This is a genomic window from Streptomyces sp. NPDC006296, assembly GCF_040613235.1.
Lineage (GTDB): Bacteria > Actinomycetota > Actinomycetes > Streptomycetales > Streptomycetaceae > Streptomyces.
This window is the reverse complement of the sequence record NZ_JBEXRT010000014.1, coordinates 98,312-120,002: the sequence shown is the minus strand read 5'-3', so window position 1 is coordinate 120,002 and position 21,691 is coordinate 98,312. Positions and strand designations below refer to the sequence as shown.

The window sequence follows — 21,691 nt, the reverse complement described above, 5'->3', positions numbered from 1 at the left end:
TCAGCTGCCGCCGGCCAGGTGGGCGGGGAAACCGCCGGTGGCGACCGGGCTCCAGCGCTCCGGGGTGATCCGGATGATGGACTTGCCCTGCCGGAGCATCGCCGCCCGGTACTCGTCCCAGTCGGGGTGCTCGCCGGAGATGGTGCGGAAGTACTCGACGAGCGGCTCGACCGAATCCGGTGCGTCGATCACCTCGGCCGAGCCGTCGACCTGGACCCAGGGGCCGTTCCAGTCGTCGGACAGGACGATCACGCTGACCCGTTCGTCGCGCTTCGCGTTGCGGGTCTTGGCCCGTTCGGGGTAGGTCGAGACGACGATCCGGCCGGCGGCGTCGACGCCGCAGGTGAGCGGGGAGCCCTGGGGCCGGCCGTCGGCCCGGGTGGTCAGCAGGATCGCCCGGTGCCGGGGCCGTACGAAGTCCAGAAGCTCCCCGAGCTCCACAGCGGTGTTGGTCGCGATGTTGGGTGCCATACGGCCAACCCTACGGGCTGCCCCGTCGTCGCCGCCGGACCGGCGGGCGGCGTCCGACGCGGTGCACCGCACGGCGGAGGGGCGCCCGCGTCCCGGGCGGGTCCGGGCGTTCCGACACGGCGGCGGGGCGCCGTGGCCGTCGTCCCGCGCCCGCCGGGGACGGGGGGACGGCCCTGCCCTCAGGTCCTCCCGCCGGGCTCAGCCGGGGAGGGACTCGCCCTGGACCGCCTGGATGTCGAGCTCCACCCGCAGGGTGGTGCCGATCGCGGAGATGCCCGCCTGCAGGACCTGGTTGTAGTTCATGGCGAAGTCGTCGCGGCGCAGTTCGGCCGTGGCGTGGAAGGCGGCCCGCACCCCGCCCCACGGGTCGGGGCCGGTGCCCAGGTAGCTGAGGTCGAGGTCGACGTCCCGCGCGATGCCGTGCATGGTGAGCACACCGTGCACCGTCCAGCGGTCCGGCCCCGCCGGGGTCAGCCCGCGCGAGCGGTAGGTGAGCTCCGGGTAGGTGTCGACGTCCAGGAAGTCCGCCGAGCGCAGGTGCTTGTCCCGCATGGCGTTGCCGGTGTCGATGCTGCCGGAGGCGATGAACGCCTCGACCCGGGAGCGCTGGACGTCCTGGGCGATCTCGATGCGGCCGCCGAACTCGGTGAACCGGCCGTGCACGCTGGAGATCCCGAGGTGCTGGGCGACCGCCGCCACCGAGGAGTGCACCGGGTCCAGCGACCAGGTGCCCGGAGGGGGCAGCTCCACGCCGCCCTGCCGGGCCAGCACGACGGTCCCGGCCTCGACCCGGCCGCTGGCCGTGACGAGCGCGGTGGACGCGGCGGGGGCGTAGCCCACCGCGGTGACGATCACCGTGTACGCGCCGGCCTGGAGGAGACCGTCGGTGCGGACGGCCCCGTTCTCGTCGGCGGCCGCCCGGACCACCTGGGTGCCCGTCATGTCGGTCACCGTCACGACCGCGTGCTGGACCGCCCAGCCGTCCCGCGTGCGTACCTGTGCGCGAAGTCCCATCCCGTGTTCTCTCCTTGCTCAAATCACTCGTGAAGCAGCGACTCAATGAGTCGGGCCCCGGGGCGGGGTCGGCAGGCCGTCCCCTGCCTGCCGTTCCCGCCCCGGGGCCCTTTTCCGCCGGCGGCCACAGCCTCTCCGCTCGAAGTGCCGTACCGCCAGGGGTCCTGGTGAATCTTCCGGGTCGTTACGCGCCCGGGTGGGCGAGCTCGATGTCGTGCCCGTCGACTCCGGTGCCGCTCACGGTCAGCGAGCCGGCCACCGGCGGGTAGCCGGTCGCGATCACGGAGTACTCGCCGGCGTCCAGGTCGGCGAAGGCGTACACGCCGTCCTCCCCGGTCGTGGAGGAGGCGACCACGTTGCCGGCCGCGTCGATCAGCGTGACCCGGGCGTCGTTCAGCGGGGCCCGGCCGGAGCCGGCCCGGACGACCCCACGGACCAGCGCACCGGAGCGCAGGGCCACGTCGACCCGGGTGACGCCCTGGCCGCCGACCTCGACCGGCAGGGCCAGCGGACGGAAGCCCGCGGCCGTGACGGCGACGGTCACCGATCCGGGGATCAGCTCACCGAAGGTGAAGTCACCCGCCTCACCGGAGACACCCGTGGCCAGCACGTCGCCGCGCACGTCGGTCACGACCACCATGGCGCCCCGGACCGGGACGTTGCCCTCCTCGGTCCGTACGGTTCCGGAGAGGCCGCTCGTCCCGGCGAGCAGGATGTCGAAGGCCAGCGGCTCGTCGCCGACGACCACGGTGGAGGCCTGCGGCTGGAAGCCGTCGGCGGAGGCGATCAGGACGTAGCTGCCGGAGCCGGGGGCGTCCAGCACGTAGCCGCCGTCGGCCTGGGCGACGGAGCGGCCCAGCTGCCGGCCGCCGAGCGAGATCAGCGTGACGGCCGCGCGGGCGACGGGCGCGCCCTCGGCGCCCCGCACCACACCGCGCACGGGCGTGCCCTGCACCGTCGGCTGACCGGTGGGCGCCGTCTCGTCGGAGGTGGCGACCGAGGTGACCCCGGCCGCTCCCTCGGCGGTGAGCGCGGTGCCGGTGGTGGCCTCGACGGACTCCGTCGCGGCGGTCACCTCGGCCGGGGTGTCGTCGTTGCCGGCCCGGGTCTTCAGGGCGACCTCCTTGATGAAGAGGGTCAGCACGAACGCGACCAGCGCGGCGGGCGCGGCGTACAGGAAGACGTCGCCGACACCGTGGCCGTAGGCGACCTCCATGACCGTGCGGAGGGGCGCGGGGAGCTTGTCCAGGTCGGGGATGCCCCCGCCTCCCGTACCGCCGTGGCCCAGTGCGGCACCCTCGGGGCCGAGGTCGGCGAGGCCGTCCTTGACGTAGTGGGTGACGCGGTTGGCCATGACGGCGCCCAGTGCCGAGACGCCGATCGCACCACCGAGGGAGCGGAAGAACGTCACGACGGAGCTGGCCGCACCGAGGTCGGCCGGAGCCACCTGGTTCTGTGTGGCGAGCACGAGGTTCTGCATCATCATGCCGATGCCGAGGCCCATGACGAACATGAAGATCGCGATGTGCCAGTACTCGGTGTCGTAGCGGATGGTGCCCAGCAGCCCGAGGCCCGCGGTGACCAGGAAGCCACCGGTGACCAGCCATGCCTTCCAGCGGCCCGTCTTGGTGATGATCTGGCCCGACACGGTCGAGGACAGGAAGAGCCCGGCGATCATCGGGATGGTCATGACGCCGGACATCGTCGGCGACTTGTCCCGGGCCAGCTGGAAGTACTGGCTGAAGAAGACCGTGCCCGCGAACATCGCGATACCGACGAACAGCGAGGCCGCGGAGGCCAGCGTGATGGTGCGGTTGCGGAAGAGGCGCAGCGGGATGATCGGCTCGCTGGCCTTCGACTCGGTCAGCAGGAACAGGCCGATGAGGACGACGGTGCCGCCGAGCATCGTCCAGGTCTGCCAGGAGATCCAGTCGTACTTGTCGCCCGCGAAGGTCACCCAGAGCAGCAGCAGCGAGACCGCGGCGCTGATGAAGAACGCGCCGGCCCAGTCGACCTTGACCTCGCGCCTGACGACGGGGAGCTTCAGGGTCTTCTGGAGCACGATCAGGGCGATGACCGCGAACGGCACACCCACGTAGAAGCACCAGCGCCAGCCCATCCAGCTGGTGTCGGTGATGACACCGCCGAGGAGCGGGCCGCCGACGGTGGCGACGGCGAAGACCGCGCCGAGGTAGCCGCTGTAGCGCCCGCGCTCGCGCGGGGAGATCATCGCGGCCATCACGATCTGGGCGAGGGCGGACAGACCGCCGACGCCGATGCCCTGGACCACACGGCAGGCGATGAGCATGCCGCTGCTGGTCGACAGGCCGGCGACTATGGAGCCGCCCACGTAGATGATCAGAGCGATCTGGACCAGCAGCTTCTTGCTGAACAGGTCCGCCAGCTTGCCCCACAGCGGGGTGGTGGCGGTCATGGCCAGCAGGGAGGCCGTCACGACCCAGGTGTAGGCGCTCTGACCGCCGCCGAGGTCGGAGATGATCTCCGGCAGGGCGTTGGAGACGACCGTCGACGACAGGATCGCGACGAACATGCCGAGCAGCAGCCCGGTCAGTGCTTCCATGATCTGCCGGTGTGTCATCGGCGCGCCCGAGGGGGCTTCGACGGCCCCGTGCTTGGCGTGGCCGCCCCGCACACCGGAGGGTGTGGTCGTAGCCATTGAAATCCTTGTCTTTGCTTCTGTTACACGGGTGTACGGGTGTGCGTGTCGTCGGAGTGCCCGGCGCGGCAGTCGCCGCTGTGCTTCCCGGGGGCGCACCCTCCGGAGCCGCGGCAGGAGAAGCTGTCGCGCAGCCGGGCCAACAACGTGTTGAGCCGACCGACGTCTTCGTCGGTCCAGTCGATGAGGTTGTGGGCGAACATTTCGGTCGTCCGCCGGGTCAGCTCGTCGAGCAGTTCGTCGCCCGCGGGGGTCAGCCGCAGGATGCGGGACCTTTTGTCCTCCGGGTCGGGAGACCGTTCGATCCAGCCGTTCTCCACCGCGTGCGCCACATGGCGGCTGGTCACCGACATGTTGACGGAGAGGAGTTCGGCAAGCCGGGTGATCCGCATCTCGCCGTACTTGGCCAGCAGCGTCAGCACGGTGGCCGAGCCACCGGGACACTCGGCGGGCAGGATGCGGGAGAGGCCCCGTTTGACGGCTCCGACGGCGCTGAGCTGCCGGGCCAGTTCCTCGTACTGGCTCCGTGCTGCCACCGACCCTCCAGACGTCTCGCGAGGTCATCTTGTTGCTTAGGGCAACGATAGAAGCAGTTGGTTGCCGCAGGCAAACGAAACGGACTGTGCAGAAGTAAAGGAAAAGCCAAGCCCGCGTCGGGGCCCGGTCAAGCGTGCAGCCCACGGGGGGTGGGCCGGGCCGGCTGTGTTCCTGGTCACAGCTCCGGCCGGTCCCGGGAGGCCGCGGAGGCGGTGCGCGGGGCGCCGGTGGAGCGGCCGGACGGCGCGCGGACGCGGAGGCGGGGCACCGACCGTTGTGGGCCCGGGGGTTGGGCGGAAGGGCTGCGTTCGCTAGGGTCCTGGACCATGGCACACAACCCCCACGCCCCGCAGCCGGGCCCCGAGGGCACTCACGACCCGGCGGGCAGCACGCAGATGTTCCGCGCCTTCGTCGACGACGGCGAGCCGCAGGGCAGGCAGCAGCCCGCCGCGACCTCGTCCGGTTCGAAGGCCGGGGTGATCGTGATCGTCGCCGCGGTCGTCATCGTCCTCGGCGCGGTCGCCTGGCTCGCACTCGGCTGACCGTCCCCGTCACCGGCCGGCCCCACCGCCCCGTCCCGGGGGCGAGGGCCTGCCCGGCGCCCGCGCGCGTGGGCGCCGTCCTTCCGCGTCCCGCTCCCGCGCCGCTCCGCCGACGCGGGAGCGGCTGCGTTTCCAGCCCCTGCGCGCGCGTGCGCGGCGCAGGACGCCCTCTGCGGGGCCCGTACGGCCCGGCCTTCCGTGCGCCGGCCCGTACGTACGCGTCTTCTCCGTGCCGCTCCGTCGCTCCCGGACGCCCGGTCGGGGTGGGCTGCCGGGGGAGGCGGTCGTGCCGCCCCCGGCGGCCGGCGGGCCCGGGAGTGCCGTCCGTGCCCCGTGGGGCTCAGTCGGAGACGAGCCCTTCCCTGAGCTGGGTCAGCGTCCGGGTCAGCAGCCGGGAGACGTGCATCTGGGAGATGCCGACCTCCTCGCCGATCTGGGACTGCGTCATGTTGGCGAAGAAGCGCAGCATGATGATCTGCCGCTCGCGCGGGGCGAGCTTGGCCAGCAGCGGCTTCAGGGACTCGCGGTACTCCACGCCCTCCAGCGCCGCGTCCTCGTAGCCCAGGCGGTCCGCCAGCGAGCCCTCGCCGCCGTCGTCCTCCAGGGACGGTGAGTCCAGCGAGGAGGCCGTGTAGGCGTTGCCCACGGCCAGACCGTCGACCACGTCCTCCTCGGAGACCCCGAGCGCCTTGGCGAGCTCCGGCACGGTCGGCGAGCGGTCGAGCTTCTGGGCGAGCTCGTCGCTGGTCTTGGTGAGGGCGAGCCGCAGCTCCTGGAGCCGGCGCGGCACCCGCACCGACCAGGAGGTGTCGCGGAAGAAGCGTTTGATCTCCCCCACCACGGTCGGCATCGCGAACGTCGGGAACTCCACGCCGCGTTCGCAGTCGAAGCGGTCGATCGCCTTGATCAGGCCGATCGTCCCGACCTGGACGATGTCCTCCATGGGTTCGTTGCGGCTCCTGAACCGCGCCGCCGCGTACCGCACGAGCGGGAGGTTGAGCTCGATGAGTGTGTCCCGCACATAGGCCCGCTCGGGGCTGTCCGTTCCGTCGGGGCCCGAGGCGGGACCCAGTGCGGCGAGCCGCAGGAACAGGGAGCGGGACAGGGTCCGGGTGTCGATGGCTTCCGGCGAGCTGGTGAGCACGGCAGGTGCCGGCGCGCTCTTGGTGAGCGTGAGCACCTTCGAGCTGCCCTGTTCTGTGGACATGCCACCCCCTTGAGGTCGCGGACGGTCGCGGTGGCCACGACCATCGGAGGAACGCAGCCTCCCCCTGAATACCGGAGGTGGGGCTGCGGCAAACGCGGTTCCAGCAGAATGTCACATGTCGGCAACACGCTGTAGTGACAAGTCGACAACCGAGCGCCGGAACCGCGCAGGAAACAGGGGGTGTGCGGCTTTTACGCCTCCCGGATCCGCTCTTCCGGGGGTCTACCCGTTCTGATTAGGCTTCGATCCTGTTTGCTGATCGCAGGCGGGCGAAACTTCTGGCCAGGAGCCTTGACACATGCATCTGGGAGACGCCCAGTTCGGCGCTGATCTGAGACTGGGTCAGGTTGTTGTAGTACCGGAGCAGCAGGATCCGCTGCTCGCGCTCGGGCAGTTGGACCAGCAGGTGCCGCACCAGGTCGCGGTGCTCGACGCCGGCCAGTGCCGGGTCCTCGTACCCGAGCCGGTCCAGGAGCCCGGGCAGCCCGTCGCCCTCCTGGGCCGCCTCCAGCGAGGTCGCGTGGTACGACCGGCCGGCCTCGATGCAGGCGAGGACCTCCTCCTCGGAGATCTTGAGGCGCTCGGCGATCTCGGCGGTGGTCGGTGAGCGTCCGTGGGCGGTCGTCAGGTCCTCGGTGGCGCCGGTGACCTGGACCCAGAGCTCGTGCAGCCGTCGCGGCACGTGCACGGTCCGCACGTTGTCCCGGAAGTAGCGTTTGATCTCGCCCACCACGGTGGGCATGGCGAACGTGGGGAACTGGACGCCGCGTTCCGGATCGAACCGGTCGATGGCGTTGATCAGGCCGATGGTGCCGACCTGGACCACGTCCTCCATCGGCTCGTTGCGGCTGCGGAAGCGGGCCGCCGCGTACCGCACGAGCGGCAGGTTCGCCTCGATCAGAGCGGTGCGCACCCGGTGGTGCTCCGCGCTGCCCGGTTCGAGGTCCTTGAACCGGGCGAACAGGACCTGGGTCAGTGCCCTGGTGTCCGCGCCCCTGGTTCTCGCGGGCGTCGTGGGATCGGGGGTCTCGGTCTGGATGTCGTCCGTCTGGACGCTCTGGGGCGGGACTTGAGGCGCTGTACTGGCCGGCACGGTGTCGCCACCCCTTTGCGGTCAACTACGGTCAACTCATCCGTCAAAAGCGGTCATAGCATCACAAGACATGCCCACTGTGTGCAAGTACCCCATAGCGCCGTGTTGAGGGTTTCGGGGTTTAAACATGACGGAAAGCCCCTCCCCGCAGGGGGAGGGGCCGGTGGGACCGGAGATCCGAAGGGGTCAGAAGGGGTAGTCGGCGATCACCCAAGTGGCGAACGCGCGCCACCGGTCGGCCGCGGCCCGGTGGTCGGGGTGGTCGAGGTAGCGGGTGAGCGCGTCCTCGTCGGCGACCGCCGAGTTGATGGCGAAGTCGTGGGCGATCGGCCGGTCGGTGATGTTCCAGGCGCACTCCCAGAACTCCAGCTCGGGGATCTTCCCGCCCAGCTCCCGGAAGGCCTCCACGCCCGCGACGACCCGCGGATCGTCCCGTTCGACGCCGTCGTCCAGCTTGAACAGGACCAGGTGGCGGATCATCGCGGTTCTCCTACTTCACGAGCTCGGACATGAAGTCTCCGACGCCCTGCGCGGCGCTCGACACACCCTCGAACCCTATCTGGACGAGGTCGGCGCTCCGCTCGGGAGAGGTGATGATCGTGTACAGCACGAAGACCACAATCATGTAGAGCGCGATCTTCCTCGCTTGCGCCACAGCCCCGCCCCTCCCCTTCGATCGCCTGTGCAGTCGGGTGATTCTAGCCGCACAAACGGCCGTATCCGCTGGTCGTTTCCGATCACTGACATGGCTTTTAGGGTCGAAGGACCCGTCGATTCGGGCCCTTTGTCGGCAGGCGCGGCATACGGCACACGGCAGGATGGTGGGTGGGCCCGCCGTACCGGCAGGAATGCGCGGGCCGAGGAACGGGACCTCCACGAGGTCCCCACCGCGTGACTCCCCCGACCGCGGCGAGGACCTGCGGTCCCCGTTCTCACCGGGGGAGGCGGCTTGTCCCCCCGACGCCGCCTCCCCCGACCTGACAGCACGAAGGGCCCGGCTCACCCCGCCGGGCCCTTCGTGCTGTCGCTCCCGCGGGTCAGTCCTTGCGCAGGCCGACCGGGCCGGAGGCGGCCTCCTGGACGCCCGGGTCCGTACCGTCGCGGGGCGCCGGGACGGTGACCGCGGCGGCGTCCTCGGCGGCCAGGCGCTCCATGCCGCTCGTCGTCTTGAGCGGCTTCTCCTTGATGAAGAGCACCGCGATCAGGCCGAGGAAGGCGAACGGGGTCGCGATGAGGAAGAGGTCGCCGGTGGCGACGCCGTACGCGTGCTCGACGATGCCCTTCAGCGGTTCGGGCAGCGTGGCCATGTCGGGCACGGCGCTGCCGTGTGCGCCGCCGGCCGCCGGGATCCCGTTCTCCGCGAGGCCCCTGGTCATCTCGTCAGCCACCCGGTTCGCGAGGATCGCGCCGAGCACGCTGGTCCCGACGGTGCCGCCGAGGCTGCGGAAGAACGACAGCACCGAGGTCGCGGCGCCCAGCTCGTGCGCGGGGACGTCGTTCTGCGCGGCGAGCACGAGGTTCTGCATCAGCATGCCGACGCCGATGCCCATGAAGGCCATGTAGACGCTGAGCAGGCCGAAGTGCGTCTCCGCGTCGATGGTCGAGAGCAGCCCGAGGCCGGCCGTCATGACGACGCCGCCCGCGATCAGGTAGACCTTCCACCGGCCGGTGGCGGAGATGATCTGCCCGGCGATGGTCGAGGAGACCAGCAGACCGCCGATCAGCGGGAGGCTCATGAGCCCCGCGACGGTCGGGGACTTGCCCAGCGAGATCTGGAAGTACTGGGACAGGAACACGGTCCCGGCGAACATCGCGATACCGACGAAGAAGCTCGCCAGGGTGGTGAGCGACACCGTGCGGTTGCGGAAGATGCCCAGCGGGATGACCGGCTCGGCGGCCCGCGACTCGACGAGGACCGCGGCCGCGAGGAGCACCACCCCGGTGGTCACCAGCACGGCCGTCTGCCAGGACGCCCAGCCGAAGCTGTTGCCCGCCAGCGAGGTCCAGATGAGCAGGGCGCAGACACCGGCCACGATCAGGAAGGCGCCGAGCCAGTCGATCCTGACCTCGCGGCGCACGGTCGGCAGCTTCAGGGTCCGCTGCAGCAGCACGATGCCGGCCAGCGCGAACGGCACGCCGATGAAGAAGCACCACCGCCAGCCGAGCCACGAGGTGTCCACCAGGACGCCGCCGATCAGCGGTCCCGCGACGGTGCCCACGGCGAAGACCGCACCGAAGATGCCGGCGTACTTGCCGAGCCTGCGGGGCGGGATGACGGCGGCCATCACGATCTGGGCCAGGGCCGTCAGACCGCCGGCCCCGATGCCCTGGATGACGCGGCTGACGATCAGGGTCACGACGTCCTGGGAGAAGCCGGCCACGAGGGAACCGACCACGAACAGGCCGAGCGAGAGCTGGAGCAGCAGCTTCTGGTTGAACAGGTCGGCGAGCTTCCCCCAGAGCGGCACGGTGGCCGTCATGGCGAGCAGTTCGGAGGTCACGACCCAGGTGTACGAGGACTGGCTCGCCCCGAGGTCGGCGATGATCCTCGGCAGGGCGTTGGCGACGACCGTGCCCGCGAGGATGGCGACGAACATGCCCGCCATGAGGCCGGACATCGCCTGGAGTATCTGGCGGTTGGACATGGAGGTGGGCGCCTGCGGAGGCGCCTCGGTTGCGGTCACGGGGTCCTTCTTCGGTCTGGGGCGGAGCGGGATCGGTGGTGCGGGGCGGTCACCGCGGGCCGGGCGGGTCAGGCCGGCGGCCGGGGGAGGCCCTGCGCCAGCTGGGCGAAGACCTCCTGGAAGGTGTCCGCGAGTACGTTCTCGCCCGGGTGGTCGCACCAGTGCTCGACGGCGACCCGCAGGGCGGTCTGGGCGACGGCGGCGAGGAGGCGGGGGAAGACGTCGGTGCCGGACGGCTCGCGCGGGCCCCGCTCGGTGGCTTCGAGCCAGTCGGTGAGGGCGGCGGCCAGCGCGCGTTCCTCGGTCACATGGGCCTTCAGCCCGCGGTGCACGAGATGCGGTGACCGCTGGAGCACCCTGCACTGGAGCTCCCAGAGCTCCTGGCGGGCCTCGAACCCGTCGAGCTCGGTGACCAGGGCGTCGCGGACGACGTCCAGCGGCGGCCGGTCGGCCGGGGCCCGGCGCACGGACTCCCTGATCCGCTCGCCCACCTCCTCGTCCACCAGGACGAACGCGTCGTCGTGGCTGGGGAAGTAGTTGAAGAACGTCCGGGGCGAGACGCCCGCGGCCTCGCTGATGGCCTCGACGGTGACGTTCTCGACCCCGTGCTCGGCGGCGAGCCGCACCGCCGCCTCGGCGATGGCCCGGCGGGTGGCCTGCTTCTTGCGTTCCCGCAGTCCGGGTGCGGATGTCCTGGTCTTCGCCACATCCTGCATGGTAGGCAAAAATGCACATCCTGCAAAATTATTTACGGAGCGGGACGGGTGCCCGGAACACGGGTGCCTCCCTGTGGCGCCGCACCGCCGGCCGGGACGGAAACCGGCCCGGAACGCAGTGAAGGGACCGACCCTGACGGGTCGGTCCCTTCATCTCGCTGCGGTAGCGGAGGGATTTGAACCCTCGGTGAGTTTCCCCACACTCGCTTTCGAGGCGAGCTCCTTCGGCCGCTCGGACACGCTACCGAGAGAGAGCTTAGACCATGCCGGGCCCTGGTTCGAAATCCGCTTCCCGGCGGGCGCCCCGGGCGCTCTCAGCGCTCCCGGAAGAACGTGGTCAGCAGGTCCGCGCAGCGGTCCTCCAGGACGCCGTGGATCACTTCGGGGCGGTGGTTGAGCCTGCGGTCGCGCACGACGTCCCAGAGCGAACCCGCCGCCCCGGCCTTCTCGTCCCGTGCCCCGTAGACCACCCGGGCGACCCGGGACTGGACGAGCGCGCCCGCGCACATCGTGCAGGGCTCCAGGGTGACGACCAGGGTGCAGCCGGTCAGCCGCCAGGAGCCGAGGGCGGCGGCGGCCCGGCGCAGGGCCAGCACCTCGGCGTGCGCGGTCGGGTCGTGGGTGGCCTCGCGTTCGTTGTGGCCGCGGGCGAGCAGGGTGCCGTCCGGGCCCAGCAGGACGGCGCCGACCGGCACGTCGCCGGCCGACGCCGCCCGCGCGGCCTCGTCCAGGGCTCGGCGCATGGGCGCCTGCCACGGGTCCCGTACGGGATCGGGGGGAGGCGGTGAGGAGGGTGTGGGTGGTGGCGCGTTCACCCGCGGACCCTAACGGACGGCCTCCAGGACCTCGGACGCCCCGAGCGCGTCCGCGATCTCCGCCAGTGCGTCGGTGCGCAGGGTCAGCAGATCCTTCTCGGACACCCCGAGGTCGGCGAGGACCCCGAGTTCGCCGAGCGGCCCCGCCGGTACGGCGTCGGGGTCGTGATCCGGGTCGGGTCCGGTGACGGTGCCGTCCGCGCCGGACCCGGATCCGTCCGGCTCGCCGTCCTCCGTGCCGTCGAGGCCGACGAGCTCCTCGAGTGCGGCGATCTCGTCCTCGGCCCCGGGTTCGCGGCCGAGCAGTTCATCGGTGAGCAGGATCTCCCCGTACGAGGAGCGGGCGGCGGCGGACGCGTCCGAGACGTAGATACGGGGGTCCTCCTCACCGTCCACCCGGACGACGCCGAACCAGGCGCCCTCCTGCTCGATGTAGACCAGGACCGTGTCCTCGTCCACCGAGGCCTCACGGGCCAGATCCGTCAGGTCGGACAGGGTCTCCACATCGTCGAGCTCCGTGTCGCTCGCTTCCCACCCGTCTTCGGTGCGCGCGAGCAGTGCGGCGAAGTACACCGTGACTCTCCCACTGGTCTTAGGCGAATCGGTCCGACGGGAGGGCAGCCGGTCGTCCGGCCGCTCTGGGCCCCGCCCATTCGGCATCGTGGCAGAAACGAGCGCGATGCGAGACCTCTTCGGTCGTTGCGTCGGCATCAGTTACCCGAGTGCGCGTCCGCCGCCCGGCCCCCCGCGGCTCCCCCGGCGGGCCGTCCGGCCGGCCCCCGGGTCCGCCCTCACCAGCGGAACGTACGCATCCGCATCTGTTGGCGCATACGGGCTGCCCGGGCCCGGCGCGGCTGGACGCGGTCCCGCAGCTGCTTCGCCTCGTGCAGCTCGCGGAGGAACTGCGCCCTGCGCCGGCGCCGCGCGGCTTCACTCTCCTGCGCGTCCGGCACATCGGCCGGAGCGTCCGGCAGGTCGCGCGCGTCGCGTCCGGCCTGCCGCTGGTACCGCTGCTTCCCGTCGGGCAATCGACACACCACCCCAAGCCTGGGTCCGTAGGGACCCACCTTCCCCCCGAACAGGTGCTTGATGCCAGCGCAGACCGGCGGGGACCCCGTCCGGGGCCCGGTTACTGTTGACGGCATGCGGATCCACGTCGTCGACCACCCGCTGGTGGCGCACAAACTCACCACGCTGCGCGACAAGCGCACCGACTCCCCGACCTTCCGGCGGCTCGCCGACGAGCTGGTCACCCTCCTCGCGTACGAGGCCACCAGGGATGTGCGGACCGAGCAGGTCGACATCGAGACCCCGGTGACGCCCACGACCGGTGTGAAGCTGTCGCACCCGCGCCCGCTGGTCGTCCCGATCCTGCGTGCCGGGCTCGGCATGCTGGACGGCATGGTGCGCCTGCTCCCGACCGCCGAGGTCGGCTTCCTGGGCATGATCCGCAACGAGGAGACGCTCCAGGCGGAGACGTACGCCACGCGGATGCCCGAGGACCTCTCCGGCCGTCAGGTGTACGTCCTGGACCCGATGCTCGCCACCGGCGGCACGCTCGTCGCGGCCATCCGCGAGCTGATCAAGCGCGGCGCGGACGACGTCACCGCGGTCGTGCTGCTGGCGGCGCCCGAGGGCGTCGAGGTCATGGAGCGCGAGCTGGCCGGCACGCCGGTCACGGTCGTCACGGCCTCGGTCGACGAGCGGCTCAACGAGAACGGCTACATCGTGCCGGGGCTCGGCGACGCCGGCGACCGGATGTACGGCACCGCCGACTGACCCCGGCGGCCGTCCGGCCGGTCCGGGAGGTCCCGGACCGGTTCCGCCGCCCGGCGTGCGTCCCGCGTGCTCAGCAGGAGGACGGCGCCGGGGCCGGCTCCGTCAGGGCGGTGAGCGCCGTCGCCGCCGCCGCGGGCGTGCTGAACGCCTTGAACTTCGTGCCGATGATCAGGTCGACGTCCGCGGTGCTGCGGGTGTCGGTCTTCTGCGCGGCGCCCGGCAGCTGAGTGGTGAGCACCGGGAACGAGCCGTTCATGGCCGCCGGGCCGCCGAGCAGCATCCCGGTGCCGGGCACCTTCTTGTCGTACGCGGCCGGGGCGTTGTCCACCTTGCCGATGGCGAAGCCGCGCTTCTTCAGCTCGTCGGCCGCGGCCTTGGCCAGCCCGCTGCGGGGCGTGGCGTTGTAGATGTTGACCTTGATGGCGGCCGGTTTCGGGAGCACCTTCGCGGGCGCCGTCGCGCTGGGGGACGGGCAGGCCTTCGGGCGGTCCGCCGCGTTGGCCTGCTTGTCGCCGCCGGTGAAGACGTCGACGATCTGGAGTGTGCCCCAACCGGCGAGGCCGAGGGCCACCACGGCGCCGGTCACCGACAGGACCAGCTTGCGGCGATGACGGGGACGGCGCATACGGGGATACGTGTTACCCGTGACGCGGTATTTTCCGCCCATGCCGGGAGGGGTCAGCATGCTCATGGGCGCAGCGTAGTGCGACCTCGTGATGATGCGTACTAAACGATCAACCGATGGCACCCGTACGAGCATAAAAGCACCCGAAAGGCCCGAAATGCGCCACAGGTGGGAGTGGCGGGCTCAGCCCATTTCGAGCACGCGTGCGTGCAGGACCTGACGCTGTTGCAGGGCGGCCCGCACGGCACGGTGCAGCCCGTCCTCGAGGTAGAGGTCGCCCTGCCACTTGACGACGTGGGCGAACAGGTCGCCGTAGAACGTCGAGTCCTCGGCGAGCAGGGTCTCCAGGTCCAGCTGGCCCTTGGTGGTCACCAGTTGGTCCAGGCGCACCGGACGCGGCGCGACATCCGCCCACTGTCGGGTGCTTTCCCGGCCGTGGTCGGGGTAGGGCCGACCATTTCCGATGCGCTTGAAGATCACACGGAAAGCCTACCGGGCAAGGGGGTCCGGGCGCAGCCGGGGAACAGGACTGCGCGGATGCCCGGAACGGTACGAATCGCCATGAAGTGCCGCACGTTCCGGCCACGGCGGGCGGCCGGTCCGCGCGGGTGCGCCGTGTGTCCGCACGGCGGCCGACCGGTTGCGGCCGGATGACGCCCCGGTGCGCCGCCCGGCGGGCGTGGCGCGGGCCGCCGCCCGGAGCGCCGGGGCGTCACCCGGTGACGCCGTGGGCGTGTCCCCCGCGCGTGGCGTCCCCGCGGCGGGGACCGTCGGCCGCGGGCGCCGGGCGGCTCAGCGCGCCCAGGTCGTCGGCGTAGGTGCCCACCGCGTGGGCGATCACGTCGATGTTGGTCTCGAAGCGGCCCGTGTCGATGTTGTCCGGCCCGTCGCAGGCCGCGTGGTAGCAGGGGTCGTACGCGACACCGGCCGTACCGCCGTAGATCTCGGCCTGGGCGGCCGTCTTGATCCCCTCGGCGCCCGTGTCCGTGCCGCCGGACGGGATCCCGGCCTCGACGAACGGCCCGTAGTCGGAGCGCCCGGTGAAGTCCGTGCCGGTGTGCGGCTCGCCCCGGCCGTCCAGGAAGGCGTTGATGTCCCGCTCCAGCTGCTCGGAGCCCGCGGGGCCCGGACCCTCGCCCGTGCCGTCGGAGTCGTCGCCGTCCAGGACGAACTGCGCGCCGTTGGGCGAGGCGATCATGTCGAAGTTGAGGTAGAGCGCGATCCTCTCGCGCTGCGCCGCGGGGAGCCGCGCGAGGTAGGCCTCCGAGCCGAGCAGGCCGTTCTCCTCCGCCGACCACCAGGCGAACCGCACCCGGTGGACGGGAGTGTGCCCCGACTCGGCCAGCTTCAGGGCGACTTCGAGCAGCCCGGCCGCGCCGGACCCGTTGTCGTTGATGCCGGGGCCGTCGGTGACGGAGTCGAGGTGCGCGCCGAGCATGACCGTCCGCGCGGTGCTCCCGCCGGGGGTCTCGGCGACGACGTTGTGGGTGGTCCGCTCCTCGCGGGACTCACGGAGGTCGAGGGAGACCTTCACCTCGCCCTTCGCGAGGTCCGCCAGCAGCCGCTTCCCCTCGTCCCGGGTGATCCCGCCGGTGGGGATCGTGCCCGCCGTGGCGTCGCCCAGGGTGCCGGAGAGGGCCCCGTCGGTGTTGTTCCAGATCACCGCACCGGTCGCGCCCGCCGCCGATGCCGCCGCCTGCTTCTGGGCGAAGGAGCAGCCGCCCCGCTCGATCAGGGCGATCGCGCCGGTGACGCCGGCGGGCGCGTAGTCGGCCGCCTCGCAGCCGGTGGTGCCGTCGGGCGGGACGGCGGCGAGCGGGGCCGTGACGCCTCCCTCCGGGGTGGAGGCGGTGTACGTCATCGCCCGGATCGGCACGTCGCGGGGCGTGGGGGAGACGACGGAGAGCTTCTCGGCGACGGTCTCGGTGCCGACGAAGTCGAACGCCTGGAGCGCGACCCGGTAGCCCGCCTTCCGGAGCAGCCGGTGGACGTAGGCGGCGGAGGCGTCGTGTCCCGGGGTGCCGGCGGCGCGGTGGCCGTCCGCCGCGTCGGCGATGGCCCGGAACCGCTCCAGGTGCCGGTGGGCGCCCTCGGCGGACGAGCGGTCGACCAGCTGCCGGGCGAGCCCGGCGGCGTCCCCGGCCGGACCGGCCGGCGTCCGTCCGGGGGCCGGGGACGAGGCGAGGAGGAGCGGTGCGGCCAGGACGGTCGCGGCGACGACGGCCACGGCTCTGCGACGGGTCGCGTACACGGGGGTCCTTCCGGTGCGGGCGGTGGTGGGGAGCGCCGGGTCCGTGCGGGTCAGCCGGACCGGGACGCGGCCCTGGCCGCCGCCTTGGCCCGCTGCTTGGACGCCCGCACCTCGGCGAGCGACGCGGGACCGGTGATGTCGGCGACCGAGCGGTGCGAGCCGTCCTCGCCGTAGGGCCCGGCGGCCTCCCGCCAGCCCTCCGGGCGCACCTCGAACTGCTTGCCCAGCAGGGCCAGGAAGATCTGCGCCTTCTGGACGCCGAAACCGGGCAGGGCGTGGAGCCGTTCCAGCAGCTCGCGCCCGGTGGCGGCGTCCGTCCAGACCGCCTCCGCCCGCCCGTCGTACGTGTCCACCAGATACCGGCAGAGCTGCTGCACCCGCTTGGCCATGGAGCCCGGGTACCGGTGCAGGGCGGGCTTGTCGGTGAACAGCGCGGTGAAGGCGTCCGGGTCGTACGCGGCGATCGCCCGGGCGTCCAGATCGTCCGCGCCCATGCGCCGGGCCAGCGTGAACGGTCCGGTGAACGCCCATTCCATGGGGACCTGCTGGTCCAGCAGCATCCCGACGAGGGCGGCCAGCGGGCTGCGGCCCAGCAGTTCGTCCGCGGCGGGATCCTGGGCGATCCGGATGCCGCGGGCCTTGCCGTTGTCGCTCGTGCTCATGGATCCGATGATCGCGAGGGTGCCCGGGATCGGCGACTCGGTGCGGGGCCGCGCGATGCCCCGTCCCTCCGGCGTACGGCGGCGGCAGCCCGGGCCCCGCGCTCCCGGCAGCCGGGCCCGTGCCTCCGCGGGAGGCGGGTCCCGGCTGCGCAGGGCGGGCGGTCCTGCCGCCGCACGGGACCGGCGGGGCCCGCCACCGCGTCCCGGCACCGTCCGGGAGGCCGTTCGGGGCACCCCGCCGCGCGCTCCGGGGGCGGGAGCGCCTGCGGAGCCGTCGTGCGGGCCGGGGCGGGGTGCGTGCGGCAGGGGGCGTCCCGCCGTAAGGGGCGTCGCCGGGAGCCGGGGCGCGTCTCGCCGCGCGGGGCCGGGTGCGGGCCGGGGCGCTCCGTCGCGCGGGGGCCGGGTGTGCCCCGCTGTGCGGCCGGGGTGTGGGCCCCGTGGAGGCCCGGGCGCGGTCCCCGTAGAGTTCGGCTGCGTTGTCCGACCAAATCCGAGGTGCCGGCCGTGTCCCCCGCTTCCCCTCCGCCCCCCGTCCCGGTGCCCGCGTCCGCCGTGAGCGTCGTGGGCCTCGGCGCCGACGGCTGGGCGGGACTGCCGGAGGCGTCGCGCGCGGTGCTCCGGGACGCCGAGGTGCTGATCGGCGGTGAGCGCCAGCTGGGCCTGCTCCCGCCGGAGTGCGGGGGCCTGCGCGTGTCCTGGCCCTCGCCGCTGCGGCCCGCCGTGCGCGGACTGCTCGCGGCGCACGCGGACCGCAGGACGGCGGTGCTGGCCAGCGGCGACCCCATGTTCCACGGCATCGGCCGGGCGCTCACCGAGGAGCTGGGCGCCGGTGCGCTCCGGGTGCTGCCGCACCCGTCCTCGGTGTCGTACGCCTGCGCCCGGCTCGGCTGGCCGGTGGAGGACACCGCGACCGTCACCCTCGTCGGGCGGCCCGCGGCCCGGCTGGCGGGCGCCCTGCACGACGGGCGCCGGCTGCTGGTGCTCTCCGCGGGCGCCGCCACGCCCGCCGAGGTCGCCGCCCTGCTGCGGGACCACGGCTTCGGGCCCAGCCGGATGCGGGTGCTCGAACAGCTCGGCGGCGCGGCCGAGGACCGCCTGGACGGCACCGCCGACACCTGGGACCACCCGCCCGGCGACCCGCTCAACGTGATCGCGGTGGACTGCCGCAGCACCCCCGGCGCCCTGCGCCTCGGAGCGGTGCCCGGCCTGCCCGACGAGGCGTACGAGCACGACGGCCAGCTCACCAAGCGCCATGTCCGGGCGGCCACGCTCGGTGTGCTCGCGCCCGCCCCCGGGGAGCTCCTGTGGGACGTCGGCGGCGGGTCCGGTTCGATCGCGGCGGAGTGGATGCGGACCCATCCGTCCTGCCGTGCCGTCAGCGTGGAACGCGATCCCGAACGGGCGCGGCGCATCACCCGCAACGCGGACCGGCTCGGTGTCCCCGGGCTCCGGGTGGTCACCGGCCGCGCACCGGACGCCCTGGCCGGACTGCCGGTACCCGACGCCGTGTTCATCGGGGGCGGGCTGACCGCGCCGGGGCTGCTCGACGCCTGCTGGGAGGCGCTGCCCCCGGGCGGACGCCTCGTCGCCAACACCGTCACGCTGGAGTCGGAGGCGCTGCTCACCGAGTGGTACCGGCGCCACGGCGGTGACCTGGTCCGGCTCGCGGTCGCCCACGCCGTGCCCGTCGGCGGTTTCACCGGCTGGCGTCAGGCCATGCCCGTCACCCAGTGGTCCGTACAGAAGACCTCGCACGCTCCAGGAGACGACAGATGACCGTGTACTTCATCGGGGCGGGCCCCGGTGCCGCCGACCTGATCACGGTGCGCGGCGCCCGTGTCCTCGCCGCCAGCCCGGTCTGCCTGTACGCGGGCAGTCTGGTGCCCCGCGAACTGCTCGACGCCTGCCCGCGGGACGCCCGGCTCGTGGACACGGCGCTGCTGGACATCGACCAGATCACCGCCGAGCTGGTGCGGGCGCACGAGGAGGGCCACGACGTCGCCCGGCTGCACTCCGGCGACCCCTCGGTCTTCAGCGCCGTGAACGAGCAGATGCGCCGGCTGGACGAGGCGGGCGTGCCCTACGAGGTGGTTCCCGGGGTGCCCGCGTTCGCCGCGGCGGCTGCGGCGCTCAAGCGGGAGCTGACCGTGCCCACGGTCGGCCAGACGGTGATCCTCACCCGCATCGCGCAGCGGGCCACGGCGATGCCCGAGGGCGAGGACCTGGCCACGCTGGGCCGCAGCGGCGCGCTGATCGTGCTGCACCTCGCGGCGCGCTACGTGGACCGGGTGGTGGACGAACTGCTGCCGCACTACGGGGCCGACTGCCCCACCGCCGTGGTCGCCATGGCCTCGCGCCCGGACGAGATCGTCCTGCGCGGCACGCTGGACTCCATCGCGGAGCAGGTGAAGGAGGCGGGGGTGATCAGGACGGCGGTGATCATGGTCGGCCGGACTCTCGGCGCGGAGCAGTTCCGCGACAGCCACCTGTACTCCCCGGCGCGGGACCGCCACATCTGCTGACGGGCGGGCGGGGCGACGTCGTCCCGCCCCCGCTCAGCGGGTCTCGCTCCGCCCCACGACGGCTCCGGCCCGGTCGATGCAGATCACGTCCACGGCGACCGGAGCGCCCCGCAGGACCGACAGCGCCTGGTCCCGGGCCGCCTCGGCCACCAGGTCACCCAGTGGCACACCGGCCGCCATGCACGACTGCAGGGCCGCGAGGCCGGTGTTGGCGACCTCGATCTCCTCGGCCAGTGCCGTGCTCGCACCCCCCTGGAGCGCCAGCCGTGCCAGGAACGGCTTGTCCACCTGGGAGCGGCCCGAGTGCAGGTCCAGATGCCCGGCGGCGAGCTTGGACAGCTTGGCGAAACCGCCGCAGAGGGTCAGCCGTTCCACCGGGTGCCGGCGTACGTACTTCAGCACCGCACCCGCGAAGTCCCCCATGTCCAGCAGGGCGATCTCCGGCAGCCCGTACTCGGCCACCACCGTCTTCTCCGAGGTCGAGCCCGTGCACCCCGCGACATGGCGGTGCCCGGCCGCGCGTGCCACGTCCACCCCGCGGCGGATCGAGTCGATCCAGGCCGAGCAGGAGTACGGCACCACGATGCCCGTCGTGCCCAGGATCGAGATGCCGCCCAGGATGCCCAGGCGGATGTTCCACGTGAAACGTGCGATCTCCTCACCGCCGTCCACCGAGACGGTGATCTCGACGTCTCCGGTGCCGCCGTGTTCCGCCGCGACCCGGGCCATGTGGTCCCGCATCATCTGGCGGGGGACCGGATTGATCGCGGGCTCCCCGACGTCCAGCGGCAGCCCGGGCAGCGTCACGGTCCCCACGCCGGAACCCGCCCGGAAGACCACCCCGGAGCCCGGGGGGAGCAGCCGTACGGTGGCCCGCACCAGGGCCCCGTGGGTGACGTCCGGGTCGTCGCCCGCGTCCTTGACCACGCCCGCCGTGGCCTGCCCGTCGCCCCGTTCCTCCACCGCGAGGGCGAAGGCGGGCGTCTGGCCCTTGGGCAGGGTGATGGTCACCGGGTCGGGGAACTCACCGGTCAGCAGGGCGGTGTACGCGGCGGTGGCCGCCGCCGTCGCACAGGCACCGGTCGTCCAGCCCGGCCGCAGACCGGTGTGCTTGAGTTGGGCGGCGCGCCCGCCCTGCGCCTCACTGCTCACGGATGGACCGATCGGATGCTCGTGCACGTACTCGTCCTCGGCGGCACCACGGAGGCCCGCCGGCTGGCGGAGTCCCTGGTGGCCGCGGACGGGTTCCGGGTGACCAGCTCGCTCGCCGGACGCGTCGCCCGGCCGAGGCTGCCGCCCGGCGAGGTGCGCGTCGGCGGCTTCGGCGGGGCCGAGGGCATGGCCGAGTGGCTCCGCGCACACCGTGTGGATGCGGTCATCGACGCCACCCATCCCTTCGCCGGAACGATCAGTTTCAACGCGGCGTCGGCCGCCGCCGCTGTCCATGTTCCCCTGCTGGCGCTCCGGCGGCCCGGCTGGGTGCCCGTAGCGGGTGACCGGTGGCACCGCACCGGATCCCTCGCGGGTGCGGCGGAGCTGTTGCCCGGGCTGGGGTCGCGGGTGTTCCTCACCACCGGGCGGATGGGTCTGGCGGCGTTCGCCGACCTGGACACGCTGTGGTTCCTGGTGCGCTCGGTGGACGCCCCCGAGCCCCCGCACCCCGCACGGACGGAAGTCCTGCTGGACCGGGGGCCGTTCTCCCTGGAGGGTGAGCGGGAGCTGATCCGGCGGCACCGCATCGACGTCCTGGTCACCAAGGACAGCGGCGGCGACGCCACCGCCCCCAAGCTCACGGCCGCCCGCGAGGCCGCGATCCCGGTGGTCGTGGTCGGACGGCCGCCGGTCCCGCCCGGGGTGCCGGTGGCCGGCACGCCGGAGGAGGCCCTCGCCCTGCTGGACGGCCTGACGGGGCGGCGCACCCACCGCGGCTGACCTGACGGGAGACGGCGCCCGCACCGGGTCCCGCCCCGCGGGCACACGGACCGGGGCCACCGGCCGGCGCGGACGGCGGGGCGGCGCACGGACGAGCAGCCGAGCGGACGTGCGGGCGGCGGGGCGGCACGCCCCTGCCGTGCCGGCCCTGCCGTTCAACCCGC

23 protein-coding genes and 1 tRNA gene are annotated in these 21,691 nt (G+C 72.8%); 5 read left to right on the top strand and 19 right to left on the bottom strand.

Annotated features, from left to right (window positions below):
* The 4 genes from ABZ172_RS12830 to ABZ172_RS12815 all read right to left on the bottom strand — a co-directional run bounded on the left by ABZ172_RS12830 (position 1) and on the right by ABZ172_RS12815 (position 4,698).
* The gene (locus tag ABZ172_RS12830; RefSeq protein WP_356883185.1) at positions 1-471 is read right to left on the bottom strand and encodes a PPOX class F420-dependent oxidoreductase; all 471 of its coding nucleotides are present in this window, start codon (positions 469-471) and stop codon (positions 1-3) included.
* Between the two features lie 198 nt (positions 472-669).
* A complete protein-coding gene (locus tag ABZ172_RS12825) occupies positions 670-1,485 on the bottom strand; it encodes a YceI family protein (protein WP_356883183.1) in 816 nt (271 codons plus the stop codon).
* Positions 1,486-1,669: 184 nt separating this feature from the next.
* Positions 1,670-4,162 carry an MFS transporter gene (locus ABZ172_RS12820; protein ID WP_356883181.1) on the bottom strand — a complete coding sequence of 831 codons (2,493 nt, stop codon included), beginning with the start codon at positions 4,160-4,162 and terminating at the stop codon, positions 1,670-1,672.
* Positions 4,163-4,185: 23 nt separating this feature from the next.
* Positions 4,186-4,698: a MarR family winged helix-turn-helix transcriptional regulator gene (locus ABZ172_RS12815; protein ID WP_356883179.1), complete on the bottom strand. Its 513-nt coding sequence runs from the start codon at positions 4,696-4,698 to the stop codon at positions 4,186-4,188.
* Positions 4,699-5,025: 327 nt separating this feature from the next.
* Here ABZ172_RS12815 and ABZ172_RS12810 point away from each other — a divergent pair, with 327 nt between their 5' ends.
* Entirely contained in the window at positions 5,026-5,241 is a 216-nt protein-coding gene (locus ABZ172_RS12810; RefSeq protein ID WP_356883177.1) for a hypothetical protein, read from the top strand.
* A gap of 340 nt (positions 5,242-5,581) precedes the next feature.
* Here ABZ172_RS12810 and ABZ172_RS12805 read toward each other — a convergent pair whose 3' ends face one another.
* The 10 genes from ABZ172_RS12805 to ABZ172_RS12760 form a co-directional block, all read right to left on the bottom strand.
* Positions 5,582-6,448, bottom strand: coding sequence for an RNA polymerase sigma factor SigF (locus tag ABZ172_RS12805; RefSeq protein ID WP_356883175.1), 867 nt, complete (start codon positions 6,446-6,448; stop codon positions 5,582-5,584).
* Between the two features lie 235 nt (positions 6,449-6,683).
* Positions 6,684-7,541 carry an RNA polymerase sigma factor SigF gene (locus ABZ172_RS12800; RefSeq protein ID WP_356883173.1) on the bottom strand — a complete coding sequence of 286 codons (858 nt, stop codon included), beginning with the start codon at positions 7,539-7,541 and terminating at the stop codon, positions 6,684-6,686.
* A gap of 186 nt (positions 7,542-7,727) precedes the next feature.
* Complete coding sequence (locus ABZ172_RS12795) at positions 7,728-8,021, bottom strand: Dabb family protein (protein ID WP_356883171.1); 294 nt, start codon at positions 8,019-8,021, stop codon at positions 7,728-7,730.
* Between the two features lie 10 nt (positions 8,022-8,031).
* Entirely contained in the window at positions 8,032-8,196 is a 165-nt protein-coding gene (locus tag ABZ172_RS12790) for a hypothetical protein (RefSeq protein ID WP_356883169.1), read from the bottom strand.
* Between the two features lie 382 nt (positions 8,197-8,578).
* Positions 8,579-10,186, bottom strand: coding sequence for an MDR family MFS transporter (locus ABZ172_RS12785; RefSeq protein ID WP_356883255.1), 1,608 nt, complete (start codon positions 10,184-10,186; stop codon positions 8,579-8,581).
* 107 nt (positions 10,187-10,293) lie between these two features.
* The gene (locus tag ABZ172_RS12780) at positions 10,294-10,941 is read right to left on the bottom strand and encodes a TetR family transcriptional regulator (RefSeq protein WP_356883253.1); all 648 of its coding nucleotides are present in this window, start codon (positions 10,939-10,941) and stop codon (positions 10,294-10,296) included.
* 161 nt (positions 10,942-11,102) lie between these two features.
* Positions 11,103-11,187, bottom strand: a tRNA-Ser gene (locus tag ABZ172_RS12775).
* A gap of 68 nt (positions 11,188-11,255) precedes the next feature.
* The gene (tadA, locus tag ABZ172_RS12770) at positions 11,256-11,684 is read right to left on the bottom strand and encodes a tRNA adenosine(34) deaminase TadA (protein ID WP_356883167.1); all 429 of its coding nucleotides are present in this window, start codon (positions 11,682-11,684) and stop codon (positions 11,256-11,258) included.
* Between the two features lie 81 nt (positions 11,685-11,765).
* The gene (locus tag ABZ172_RS12765) at positions 11,766-12,329 is read right to left on the bottom strand and encodes a hypothetical protein (RefSeq protein WP_356883165.1); all 564 of its coding nucleotides are present in this window, start codon (positions 12,327-12,329) and stop codon (positions 11,766-11,768) included.
* A 218-nt stretch (positions 12,330-12,547) separates the two neighbouring features.
* Positions 12,548-12,784 carry a hypothetical protein gene (locus ABZ172_RS12760; RefSeq protein WP_356883163.1) on the bottom strand — a complete coding sequence of 79 codons (237 nt, stop codon included), beginning with the start codon at positions 12,782-12,784 and terminating at the stop codon, positions 12,548-12,550.
* Positions 12,785-12,899: 115 nt separating this feature from the next.
* Between ABZ172_RS12760 and upp the strand changes: the two genes are divergently transcribed.
* On the top strand, positions 12,900-13,535 hold the full coding sequence (upp, locus tag ABZ172_RS12755) for a uracil phosphoribosyltransferase (protein WP_014155095.1): 636 nt from the start codon (positions 12,900-12,902) through the stop codon (positions 13,533-13,535).
* A 70-nt stretch (positions 13,536-13,605) separates the two neighbouring features.
* Here the strand turns inward: upp and ABZ172_RS12750 are convergent, their stop codons facing one another.
* The 4 genes from ABZ172_RS12750 to ABZ172_RS12735 all read right to left on the bottom strand — a co-directional run bounded on the left by ABZ172_RS12750 (position 13,606) and on the right by ABZ172_RS12735 (position 17,073).
* Positions 13,606-14,202 (bottom strand): LytR C-terminal domain-containing protein, encoded by a 597-nt coding sequence (locus tag ABZ172_RS12750; RefSeq protein ID WP_356883251.1) that lies wholly within the window; start codon positions 14,200-14,202, stop codon positions 13,606-13,608.
* A gap of 141 nt (positions 14,203-14,343) precedes the next feature.
* Positions 14,344-14,640 (bottom strand): type II toxin-antitoxin system VapB family antitoxin, encoded by a 297-nt coding sequence (locus tag ABZ172_RS12745; RefSeq protein WP_014155093.1) that lies wholly within the window; start codon positions 14,638-14,640, stop codon positions 14,344-14,346.
* A gap of 232 nt (positions 14,641-14,872) precedes the next feature.
* Entirely contained in the window at positions 14,873-16,411 is a 1,539-nt protein-coding gene (locus ABZ172_RS12740) for a M20/M25/M40 family metallo-hydrolase (protein WP_356883161.1), read from the bottom strand.
* A gap of 50 nt (positions 16,412-16,461) precedes the next feature.
* Entirely contained in the window at positions 16,462-17,073 is a 612-nt protein-coding gene (locus ABZ172_RS12735; RefSeq protein ID WP_356883159.1) for an HhH-GPD-type base excision DNA repair protein, read from the bottom strand.
* Positions 17,074-17,577: 504 nt separating this feature from the next.
* Here ABZ172_RS12735 and cbiE point away from each other — a divergent pair.
* Both cbiE and cobM read left to right on the top strand, forming a co-directional pair.
* Positions 17,578-18,849, top strand: coding sequence for a precorrin-6y C5,15-methyltransferase (decarboxylating) subunit CbiE (gene cbiE, locus ABZ172_RS12730; RefSeq protein WP_356883157.1), 1,272 nt, complete (start codon positions 17,578-17,580; stop codon positions 18,847-18,849).
* Positions 18,846-19,595 carry a precorrin-4 C(11)-methyltransferase gene (gene cobM / locus ABZ172_RS12725; protein WP_356883155.1) on the top strand — a complete coding sequence of 250 codons (750 nt, stop codon included), beginning with the start codon at positions 18,846-18,848 and terminating at the stop codon, positions 19,593-19,595. The genes cbiE and cobM overlap by 4 nt, the downstream gene beginning before the upstream one ends.
* 33 nt (positions 19,596-19,628) lie before the next feature.
* Here cobM and ABZ172_RS12720 read toward each other — a convergent pair whose 3' ends face one another.
* On the bottom strand, positions 19,629-20,747 hold the full coding sequence (locus ABZ172_RS12720) for a cobalt-precorrin-5B (C(1))-methyltransferase (protein ID WP_356883153.1): 1,119 nt from the start codon (positions 20,745-20,747) through the stop codon (positions 19,629-19,631).
* A 15-nt stretch (positions 20,748-20,762) separates the two neighbouring features.
* Here ABZ172_RS12720 and ABZ172_RS12715 point away from each other — a divergent pair, with 15 nt between their 5' ends.
* The gene (locus ABZ172_RS12715) at positions 20,763-21,527 is read left to right on the top strand and encodes a cobalt-precorrin-6A reductase (protein ID WP_356883151.1); all 765 of its coding nucleotides are present in this window, start codon (positions 20,763-20,765) and stop codon (positions 21,525-21,527) included.
* The last annotated feature ends 164 nt before the right edge of the window (positions 21,528-21,691 follow it).